This window comes from Daejeonella sp. AP26 (assembly GCF_056680515.1).
In genome coordinates this window covers 2,680,984-2,690,714 of record NZ_CM155286.1, presented here as the reverse complement: position 1 = coordinate 2,690,714, position 9,731 = coordinate 2,680,984, and the positions used below count along the sequence as shown (strand labels likewise).

The following is a 9,731-nucleotide window of genomic DNA, read 5'->3' as shown; positions in this document are numbered from 1 at the left end:
ATCTTAACGCTATGTCTTACAGAAGTCGCGTATATCGCCAGCGCAACGCACAGCAAAACGAACACGTTCAATCTAAGGATCAGGATAAATTCTTCAGCAAAGCATCAGAAAAATTGAGCGGAAATAAAAGCAAGAATGCTTTTTTCCAGGCTAAATCAAACGATGCTGTTGGCGCAGAAGATTCACTTGAGAAAGAAGCTAATAAATCGGCTACCGATCTCGCAAACCCGGAGCCGGTGAAGGAAAAAAAAGATGAAGTCATCCAGAAGCTATCAACACCAGAGGAGGATAAGCAGACTTCTACAAATGACGAGCGTCTCAAGAATGATAAAGAAAAACAGTCTTAAATTATTGACATGACCTCTAATAAATTATTACCCGTCGAGTTGGCATTTATAAGGCAGCTTGTACAATATCGGATAGGCCTGCTCCAAGGTGAGGAGTTGAATGAGCCGGTATTCCCGCAGCCTGATTCATGGGAGCTAAATCTAACTGGATTTTCCAAACAGCATCAGCTTAACGCCGAGGAGATCATATTACTGTGGATCGCATTGATGCCCCACGTGAAATCGGATCTGTTTGATGGCGCGATCCAGGACGTTTTAAAAGATTCTGCTGACTTGCCTGCTATGGGAGGGGTACGCGGCAGGAATTTCCGGGGATTTATTCCTACAGGTGAGACCGCACTGTTCTTGCTAGCGGGCGAAAATTATCAGCGGCGATTTCAAGTACAGCAACTATTTGAAGCAGATCATTTATTTGTTAAGAACCGCATCCTCTGGTTAGAAGATGTCCCAACGGGTGAACCTATCATGAGCGGGAAGCTGGTGCTTTCTCAGGAATATGTAGAATGGTTTACTGCGGGAAAGGTCACCCGGCCACATTTTAATTCTAGTTTTCCCGCACGATTGATCCAAACAGAATTGGAGTGGGATGACCTGGTGCTGGCCGTTGATGTAATGCACCAGGTGAAAGAACTTGAGCAATGGTTATTGCACTCGGATGAATTGATGAACGGTTGGGGAATGAAGACAAGGTTAAAAAAAGGTTACCGGGTGTTGTTTCATGGTCCTCCGGGCACTGGTAAAACACTTACCGCTAACCTACTTGGAAATTATACTGACCGGGATGTGTACAAGATTGATCTGTCAATGGTAGTTTCAAAATACATCGGCGAAACAGAGAAGAACCTGGAGAATCTTTTCGCAAGGGCGGAGGCGAAGAACTGGATACTATTCTTCGATGAGGCAGACGCTTTGTTCGGAAAGCGTACCGGGGTGCGTGACGCACATGATAAATATGCCAACCAGGAGGTATCTTATTTGCTGCAGCGTATGGAAGACTTCGATGGGCTGATAATTCTCGCATCTAATATGAAAAACAATATTGATGATGCGTTTATCCGCAGATTCAATGCCATCGTCCGCTTCAACCTGCCTTCGGAAGAGGATCGCGCCCTGATCTGGAAGAAATCCTTCCCGCAGCATATTGATTTTTTCGATGGTATAGATGTCCCACAGCAAGTAAAGAAATACGAGCTCTCCGGTGGCAACATCATTAATATAATCCAATATTCCTGCTTAAAGGCATTGGAGAAAAACAAAACGGTAGTTTGCCTGGATGATGTATTGAATGGCATAAAAAGAGAGATGCACAAAGAAGGCAAACCTTTTAGCATCAATGGAACGACGGTGATGCCACTAAACTAATTTGGTAAGGAGTATAAATTTGTACATTCGATAATCAAGCGATTAACCTATGTGCGGAAGAGTAACCCTGCCAGAAACACAAGAGATTTTAGAAGAGACTGGTCTTAAATATGATCAGGAGCCAATGCCGGCTCACGTTAATGTACCACCCACCCTGAAGGTGCCCCTGATCACCAATACTAAACCTGACCATCTGCAGTATTTCACCTGGAGTTTAATTCCGGCGTTTTCCAAGACCGGTAAGCCCGACTTTAAGATGAGCACATTCAATGCAACCATCGAGCGGCTGGAAGAATCGCAGATGTGGAAGCCATTATTAGGCAAAAGACATTGCGTGATTATCACCTCAGGATTCTACGAGTGGCAATATGAAGATCCTATTAAAAAAAAGAACAGCAAACCCCATCTTATTAAGGCTAAGGACAGCAAGTTTACCTACATGGCAGGTCTATGGTCAGCTTGGGCAAACAAGGAGACTGGCGAGCTTATACCGAGCTGTACTGTGATTACATTGCCAGCCAATTCTATGATGGCTCAGATCCATAATACCAAAGGACGAATGCCAGCATTTTTAACCTCTAAGACAGCTAGCATTTGGTTAGATAATCAACTATCCTTCGAAGACAGGAAGCATGCGTTAAACCCTGTCTCCGATGATTTCCTTGATTCTTACCCAATCGTAAAAGTAGGGGATGAGGAAGAATATAGTCGGGTTATTGAGATGTGCTGATAATTTGTTTCTCAATAGCGATGTCAAAAAAAAGCACCTGCATGTAAATGCAAGTGCCTAATGATAATGTGGAGAATATCGGAGTCGAACCGATGACCTCTTGCATGCCATGCAAGCGCTCTAGCCAGCTGAGCTAATCCCCCTTATTTGAGAGGTGCAATAATCATCATTTAAATTGCTTTTTGCAAGTGATTTGAAGGAATTTCTGACATTTTGTTCGTCTATGCACTCGAGAAGCACGGGAAGTCAGCATAATGCCTGAATACCAGACTAACAATTACTATTCATCTGTTAGCGGATTAAGGCCGGTATTGCCAAGTCTGCCTACCATACGTCGTTTTATTGATTTTTTGAGTCGTATCGCCGACGTCAACTCACGATCCTCGTTTACTCCTCGCGGTGATAATGTTCCCCTACAAGGTTCTCCCCATCAATTCCCTTGAAAATTTAAAACATCAATTCGTTATATTAGTGTAGGCAACGAATATGAGATGAAATTTTATGCCGAGAAGGAGTGCTGCTCATTTTTATTTACCCGAACCTTATTACTACCCGCCACTGCGTCAGCAGGTTTAGTTGAAAATTTAACAAGACGATGCTGCACAGCCTGACATGCTATCAATAATAGATATAGTTGAAATATTTTGCAAATTATGATATCACTTATGCCAAAGTTTATCATTGAGAGAGAAGTGCCGGGAGCTGGTAATCTCTCAGCAGAAAGCCTGAAAGCAATTTCACAGAGATCCAGGGAAGTGCTTTGTACCTTGGGTTCCAGCATTCAATGGATCCACAGTTATGTGGCGGGCGACAAAGTCTATTGTATTTACCTGGCTCCTGATGAAAAGATAATTCGTAAACATGCCAGACTGGGTGGACTTCCGATAACCACCGTAACGAAAATATCAACCATTATTGACCCTATGACTGCAGAATAAATGGATCTATGTTGTTGCGCTGCTGTAAAGAAAGACAGATGATTTACTTCTATTTACTGGAGCAACAAATTACATTTCAAAAATTAGTAAGCATCTGACAGATTGGTACAGGCGGCTTATTCCGCGGATTTTTTAAGATGAATACCAATGAATAACCGCAATGAACAAGATCTTAAAGATTTAAATGCCTCACTTACTAAGCGGCTCAAAGCTCTAACAATTGAATTACAAGGTAAAAACAGGGAGCTTGAGATAGAAGCTGCATTAGAAAAGGTTAGAGTAAGGGCTACTGCAATGCGCAACAGCTCTGAGCTGGCAGAAACATCTGCTGTGCTGTTTCAACAACTAAATGAGCTCAACATCAAAGCAATACGAACAGGCGTAGGAATTTTTGATGATCCCAATGATGCAATGGAAGTTTGGCTGACAGCTTTTTCAGACAGCAAGGAAGTAATACGGATTCTTGATTATGTTAATCTACATGTCCATCCGGTGTATGAGAATATCATTCCTGCCCGTGAACACAATAATCCTTATGCGGTCACTATATTAAGCGGAGAACAGGTAAAACAGTACTACCACACTATGTCTACCTACCAGTTTCTCCCTCAACCACAGCAGTTTAATCCGCAGGAATATTTTTATTCTTTCTTTTTTTCCGAAGGCGCGATCAATGTTATTAGTCCGCAAGCGCTCACCGAAGAGGAATGCAACATCATGATCAGGTTTTCGCAAGTGTTTGGATTAATTTATACACGTTTCCTTGATTTGCAAAAGGCAGAAGCACGGGCAAGAGACATAAAAAAGCAGAGTTCACTGGATAGGGTCAGGGGACAGATTGCCAGCATGCGTTCAACAAGCGATTTAAAGCACATTACACCCTTAATATGGAATGAATTGAATATACTAGGTGTTCCGTTTACTCGTTGTGGCATTTTTATCATTGATGAGAAAACGGAAACCGCACAGGTTTATTTGTCTGCACCTGATGGGCACTCACTCGCCGTTCTAAAGCTTCCATTTCAAACTAATACGGTTACGGTTAATATAATTGATCATTGGAGAAAAAAAGCCGTGTACAGCGAACACTGGACTCAAATTGATTTTATTAACTGGACGCAGTCCATGGTGGAAGTAGGCCAGATTCAAGATGAGAAAGCCTATCAGGATGCATCGGATCCACCGGAAGTGCTGGACATGCATTTTATCCCTTTTACGCAGGGGATGTTATATATCGGAAATGTTTTTGCTCTTTCAGAAGAAGAAATTAATATAGCTGAATCGCTGGCAGAGGCATTTTCAGTGGCGTATACCCGGTATGAAGATTTCATTATCCTTGAAAAAGCAAAACAGAATATTGAAACCACATTGAGTGAATTAAGATCCACCCAATCCCAGTTGATACAATCCGAAAAAATGGCTTCTTTGGGCGAGCTCACTGCCGGCATTGCCCATGAAATTCAGAATCCTTTAAATTTCGTTAACAACTTTTCGGAAGTGTCCGCCGAAATGATGGAGGAATTGCAGAAAGAATTTATTGGGGGAAATCAGGAAGAAGGGGTTGCCCTTGTAACGGATATTAAGTTAAACCTCGAAAAAATTCTTCACCACGGCCAACGGGCAGATGCCATTGTAAAGGGCATGCTGCAACACACGCGCAGCAGCACCGGCAAAAAAGAACCCACTAATATCAATGCACTGGTTGAAGAATATTTACGCTTAGCTTATCATGGTTTAAGGGCAAAGGATAAAGCGTTTAATGCAACCATCGAAGCGCATTTGGATAATTCCATTGGTGAAATAGATATTATTCCGCAGGACATTGGCAGGTTAATGATGAACCTGATTAATAATGCTTTTTATGCCGTTACCGAAAAAAAGAAAGAGCAACCCGAAGGCTTCGAGCCCCTTGTATCAATATTCACCAAAAAGTTAGAAGATAAGGTGTCGATTTCAGTGAAGGATAACGGTAATGGTATCCCTCAACAAATTGTAGATAAAATCTTCCAACTATTTTTCACCACCAAACCTGCCGGACAGGGAACAGGATTAGGCTTGTCGTTAAGTTATGATATTATCAAAGCACATGGCGGGGATTTGCAAGTGCAAACGAAAGAAGGTGATGGAAGTGAGTTTATTGTTCGGCTACCAATGTAGGAGGCTAATTAGATTATAATAATGAAAAATTTCGCACTTACTCTGATCATAAGTTTATCAATAATTGCTGCTGAAGCACAGCCATTAAAACAATCTTATATTGACAGCTTAAAACACGAATTAAGCGTTGCCAGGGAGGATACCAATAAGGTAAAGCTGCTCTTTGATCTAAGTCAAACCTATATTACATCTTCTGCTGATACTGGAATAGCTTATGCACAACAAGCTTTAAAGCTCGCAAATAAGGTAGGTTTTCAGGAGGGTATTTTATACGCAGAAGGGATTTTAAGTGTTGCACTAACGACTTCTGGAAATTACCCGCTGGGACTGGATCATGCTTTCAAAACAGTTGCGCTTGCCAAAAAAGTCAATCCTCAAAGATTACCCTGGGCACTTAGCCTGGTATCCTGGTGCTATATTTATTTGGGCGAGTATAAAACCGCGTTAAAATATACCCGCGAATCTGTCAAATTAGCGCAGCCCTGGGAGTTGCCATTTGGATGGAGAGATTTGGCTGTAGTTTATTACAAATTGAATCAGCCGGATTCTGCGCTTTTTTATGCAAAAAAAGCTTACGAAAAAATAAAAGGCACTGACGGAGAAGGAAATATAGCTCATATTTTGGGTGATGCTTATGCCGGCAAATTACAGTATGATTCCGCACATTTTTATTACCGGAATGGTGTTTCAGCTTCGCTAAAATATAATTCACAAACAGACGTGATTGACAGCTATAACGGCACGGCCGGTATGTACAAAGCGATGAATAATCTTGATTCTGCCGCATGGTATTCAAGAAAAGTATTGTCAGAAAAACTAGAAAAGAAGTACCCCATCGGTTTGCTAAGGGCTGCCAATATGCTTGCAGATATTTATGGCGCTCAAAATAAACCAGATAGCACATTGAAATATTTAAGAATGGCTATCAATTTAAAGGATAGCTTGTTCAGCCGTGAGAAAACCCTGGCTATTCAAAACCTTAGTTATAAAGAAAAAGAAAAGCAGGCGGAGATTGAAGCATCGGAATTGAAATTCAAAAATCGCTTAAGAATATATTTACTTCTGGGCGGAGTGCTTACCCTGCTTATAATAGCAGGTATATTGTTTAAAAATAACCGGAACAGGCAAAAAGCATTTACGCTTCTCCAAAAACAAAAGCAGGAAACAGACATACAAAAAACAAAAGTAGAACAAGCCCTGACTGAACTGAAATCCACCCAATCTCAACTCATCCAGTCCGAAAAAATGGCATCTCTGGGAGAACTCACCGCTGGCATCGCTCACGAGATACAAAATCCATTAAATTTCGTGAACAATTTTTCGGAAATAAGCGCCGAAATGATGGATGAATTGGAGAAAGAAATTATTGCCGGAAATCAGGAAGAAGGGAAGGCCCTGGCGACGGATATCAAGCTAAATCTTGAAAAAATTCTCCATCACGGTAAACGAGCCGATTCCATTGTGAAAGGAATGCTGCAGCATACGCGCAATAGTACCGGCAAAAAAGAACCCACCAACATCAATGTATTAGCCGAAGAATATTTGCGCTTAGCTTATCATGGTTTGCGGGCAAAAGACAAACTGTTCGATGCGACTATGAAAACGAATTTTGATACATCAATTGGTAAAATAAATATTATCCAGCAGGATATTGGTCGGGTTATACTAAATCTGCTTAATAACGCTTTTTATGCGGTCACCGAAAAAAAGAAAGAGGAACCTCAAGACTTCGAACCTCTTATATCTGTATTCACCAAAAAGACAAAGGATAACGTTTCGATTTCAATAAAAGATAACGGCAACGGTATCCCTCAACAAATTGCGGATAAAATTTTCCAGCCTTTTTTCACCACTAAACCTGCCGGACAGGGAACAGGATTGGGCTTGTCATTAAGTTATGATATTATCAAAGCACACGGCGGAGAGCTGCAGGTACAGACAAAGGAAGGCGAAGGAAGTGAGTTTATTGTTTTGTTACCTAATGGAGCGGAAGTAAGATATTGACAAGAAATAAGTTACATCAGCACTAGTCCATTCCGATCAGAATATTCAGCATATTATTGGTGGGAGATCACAGACTTTAACTTTTCGGTTGAACATAAGCAAGATTGCCTTTTGTAGTATCCCTATTTATCATCTTCAAGCCAATTGTTAACAACCCTTCTCAGGTATTTGCTATCATTGCCAAAATAAATCGAGCTGGTGCAATGAGCGATACATTACACAATCAGGCAAAACGACAGGTTGCCAACTGGTTGCTGCTGGGAGTGGCGATGATTGTTATTCAAATCCTCTTAGGGGGTATTACAAGGCTAACCGAATCGGGCCTTTCCATCACCGAATGGAAGCCAATTACCGGTATCCTGCCACCGCTGAATGAAGCTTCCTGGCAGGTAGAATTTGATAAGTACAAAGGAACCGATCAGTTTCGGCAGGTACATACCGATTTTTCGTTATCAGACTTTAAATTCATCTTCTTTTGGGAGTGGTTCCACCGGGTATTTGCAAGGCTGATGGGAATGGTGTTTCTTGTTGGGTTCGTTTACTTCCTGGTTACCAAAAAGTTGAGTCGTGAGATGGTTATGCCGATGGCCATCTTGTTTTTGCTGGGGGCACTGCAAGGGGCTATAGGCTGGTTGATGGTAAAAAGTGGGTTGGTACCCGAAATGTACTTTGTAGGCCATGTCGAACTGGCCACTCATTTCGTAATGGCCTTGCTGCTGCTGGCTTACACTCTTTGGTTTGCGCTAAAGCTGAAGGTTAACGGCCAACTAGTTAGCAATACTTCCTTGCAAAGGCTGGTGGTGATAATTGCAGTCTTGCTGTTTTTGCAATTGATTTATGGAGGTTTCATGGCTGGCCTGCGAGCTGCGGTTATGGCTCCCACATGGCCTGATATTAACGGTTACGTAATTCCCGCCGGCTTGAAATCCCTGTCGCCGGGAGTCCTGAATTTTTTCAATAATGCGATAACCATTCATTTTATTCATCGCGGACTAGCCTATCTGCTGTTCTTTTTAGTAATACTTGGTTGGTTTAAGTCTCGTAAGATACATGGAAACGCCTTGTTTAGCCGTATTTGGTTAATGACTCTTTTGCTGATCATCACCCAGGTAATCTTAGGAATACTTACCGTGCTGAACGCTGTCTATGCTGGCCGCTTACTTTGGTTTGGAGTTGCCCATCAATTTGTAGGCATACTACTGGTGATCTCGATCACCTGCCTGCTATTTATCACAAGGAGACAAAGCGCTCACCAATAGTGTTTGTGGCGGCAGGATTCTGGGAAATAGGGTTCTATTCATCAAACGAGGTATCCAGACTCACCTGTTCCCATTCATTATAGTTCTTTTCCAGCTGAGTGATCTTCTTGCGGATGGCTTCCAGTGCTATCTTTCCCAGGGCCAGCCTTAGTGGGGGATTCTCACTGTTAACGGCCTTAATGATCGCCTTCGCTGCCTTGGCGGGATCACCAGGCTGAGTACCGGTATAACCGTTAATGGTGTCGATTACCTTCCCGGCTGTATCCTTATAACTCTCAATTATTTTTTTGCTTCGCACGGATGAAGCGCCGGCCCAAAGCGTACGGAATGGTCCCGGTTCAACAAGGGTGACTTTGACGTTAATAGGTTCGACTTCCAGCGCCAGGGCTTCGCTGAATCCTTCCAGCGCAAACTTACTGGCGTTGTACAGACCCATCCCGGGACTTGATCGAATCCCTGCCATTGAAGAGATCTGCACAATATGGCCTGATTTTTCTCTGCGCATAACCGGCAGTACGGCCTGTGTCATGGCTAAAGCACCAAAGAAATTAGTTTCCATCTGCTGCCTGGCTTCTTCCATGCTGATCTCTTCTATCGCTCCAAAAAGACCATATCCTGCGTTGTTAACCAGTACATCAATTTTTCCAAACTGATCCAAAATATGAGTGATCATTTGCTCGATCCGCAAATGATTATTGACGTCAAGTTCTAACCCAAACGTTTTTCCATGAACCAACTGGTTAAATTCTTCAACCTGCGACGCTTGTCTTAAAGTACCAAACACAATGTCACCCTGCAACGCCACTTCATGCGCCAGGGCACGGCCTATTCCTCCCGAAACACCAGTAATAAGCCAGATCTTTGAATAGTTGATCATCGTTCTATAATTTACTTAAAAATAAAGATTAAATCTCTCAGCCACGCAATATGCCGC

General features: G+C 42.3%; 8 protein-coding genes and 1 tRNA gene. 7 read left to right on the top strand and 2 right to left on the bottom strand.

All coding sequences use genetic code 11. The features are described 5' to 3' along the window. Positions 1 to 11: 11 nt before the first annotated feature. The 3 genes from AC1MCB_RS11525 to AC1MCB_RS11515 are packed head-to-tail and all read left to right on the top strand — an operon-like array spanning position 12 to position 2,439. On the top strand, positions 12 to 347 hold the full coding sequence (locus AC1MCB_RS11525) for a hypothetical protein (RefSeq protein ID WP_479964870.1): 336 nt from the start codon (positions 12 to 14) through the stop codon (positions 345 to 347). Positions 348 to 356: 9 nt separating this feature from the next. Continuing rightward, on the top strand, positions 357 to 1,709 hold the full coding sequence (locus AC1MCB_RS11520; protein WP_479964869.1) for an ATP-binding protein: 1,353 nt from the start codon (positions 357 to 359) through the stop codon (positions 1,707 to 1,709). A 49-nt stretch (positions 1,710 to 1,758) separates the two neighbouring features. Then, positions 1,759 to 2,439, top strand: coding sequence for an SOS response-associated peptidase (locus AC1MCB_RS11515; RefSeq protein WP_479964868.1), 681 nt, complete (start codon positions 1,759 to 1,761; stop codon positions 2,437 to 2,439). A gap of 69 nt (positions 2,440 to 2,508) precedes the next feature. Here the strand turns inward: AC1MCB_RS11515 and AC1MCB_RS11510 are convergent. Further along, a tRNA-Ala gene (locus AC1MCB_RS11510) sits at positions 2,509 to 2,582 on the bottom strand. Between the two features lie 522 nt (positions 2,583 to 3,104). Between AC1MCB_RS11510 and AC1MCB_RS11505 the strand changes: the two genes are divergently transcribed. The 4 genes from AC1MCB_RS11505 to AC1MCB_RS11490 all read left to right on the top strand — a co-directional run bounded on the left by AC1MCB_RS11505 (position 3,105) and on the right by AC1MCB_RS11490 (position 8,797). Next, a complete protein-coding gene (locus AC1MCB_RS11505; protein ID WP_479964867.1) occupies positions 3,105 to 3,377 on the top strand; it encodes a DUF4242 domain-containing protein in 273 nt (90 codons plus the stop codon). A gap of 147 nt (positions 3,378 to 3,524) precedes the next feature. Further along, positions 3,525 to 5,534 (top strand): sensor histidine kinase, encoded by a 2,010-nt coding sequence (locus AC1MCB_RS11500; RefSeq protein ID WP_479964866.1) that lies wholly within the window; start codon positions 3,525 to 3,527, stop codon positions 5,532 to 5,534. A 21-nt stretch (positions 5,535 to 5,555) separates the two neighbouring features. After that, positions 5,556 to 7,538, top strand: a complete 1,983-nt coding sequence (locus tag AC1MCB_RS11495; protein WP_479964865.1) for a tetratricopeptide repeat-containing sensor histidine kinase — start codon at positions 5,556 to 5,558, stop codon at positions 7,536 to 7,538. Positions 7,539 to 7,741: 203 nt separating this feature from the next. Then, entirely contained in the window at positions 7,742 to 8,797 is a 1,056-nt protein-coding gene (locus AC1MCB_RS11490; RefSeq protein WP_479964864.1) for a COX15/CtaA family protein, read from the top strand. Positions 8,798 to 8,831: 34 nt separating this feature from the next. Here AC1MCB_RS11490 and AC1MCB_RS11485 read toward each other — a convergent pair whose 3' ends face one another. After that, positions 8,832 to 9,674: an oxidoreductase gene (locus tag AC1MCB_RS11485; protein WP_479964863.1), complete on the bottom strand. Its 843-nt coding sequence runs from the start codon at positions 9,672 to 9,674 to the stop codon at positions 8,832 to 8,834. Between the last annotated feature and the right edge of the window lie 57 nt (positions 9,675 to 9,731).

Excerpts from the sequence above, each read along its gene's own strand:
- AC1MCB_RS11525 (WP_479964870.1), top strand. The coding sequence starts at position 12 with ATGTCTTACAGAAGTCGCGTATATCGCCAGCGCAACGCACAGCAAAAC.
- AC1MCB_RS11520 (WP_479964869.1), top strand. The coding sequence starts at position 357 with ATGACCTCTAATAAATTATTACCCGTCGAGTTGGCATTTATAAGGCAG.
- AC1MCB_RS11515 (WP_479964868.1), top strand. The coding sequence starts at position 1,759 with ATGTGCGGAAGAGTAACCCTGCCAGAAACACAAGAGATTTTAGAAGAG.
- AC1MCB_RS11505 (WP_479964867.1), top strand. The coding sequence starts at position 3,105 with ATGCCAAAGTTTATCATTGAGAGAGAAGTGCCGGGAGCTGGTAATCTC.
- AC1MCB_RS11500 (WP_479964866.1), top strand. The coding sequence starts at position 3,525 with ATGAATAACCGCAATGAACAAGATCTTAAAGATTTAAATGCCTCACTT.
- AC1MCB_RS11495 (WP_479964865.1), top strand. The coding sequence starts at position 5,556 with ATGAAAAATTTCGCACTTACTCTGATCATAAGTTTATCAATAATTGCT.
- AC1MCB_RS11490 (WP_479964864.1), top strand. The coding sequence starts at position 7,742 with ATGAGCGATACATTACACAATCAGGCAAAACGACAGGTTGCCAACTGG.
- AC1MCB_RS11485 (WP_479964863.1), bottom strand. The coding sequence starts at position 9,674 with ATGATCAACTATTCAAAGATCTGGCTTATTACTGGTGTTTCGGGAGGA.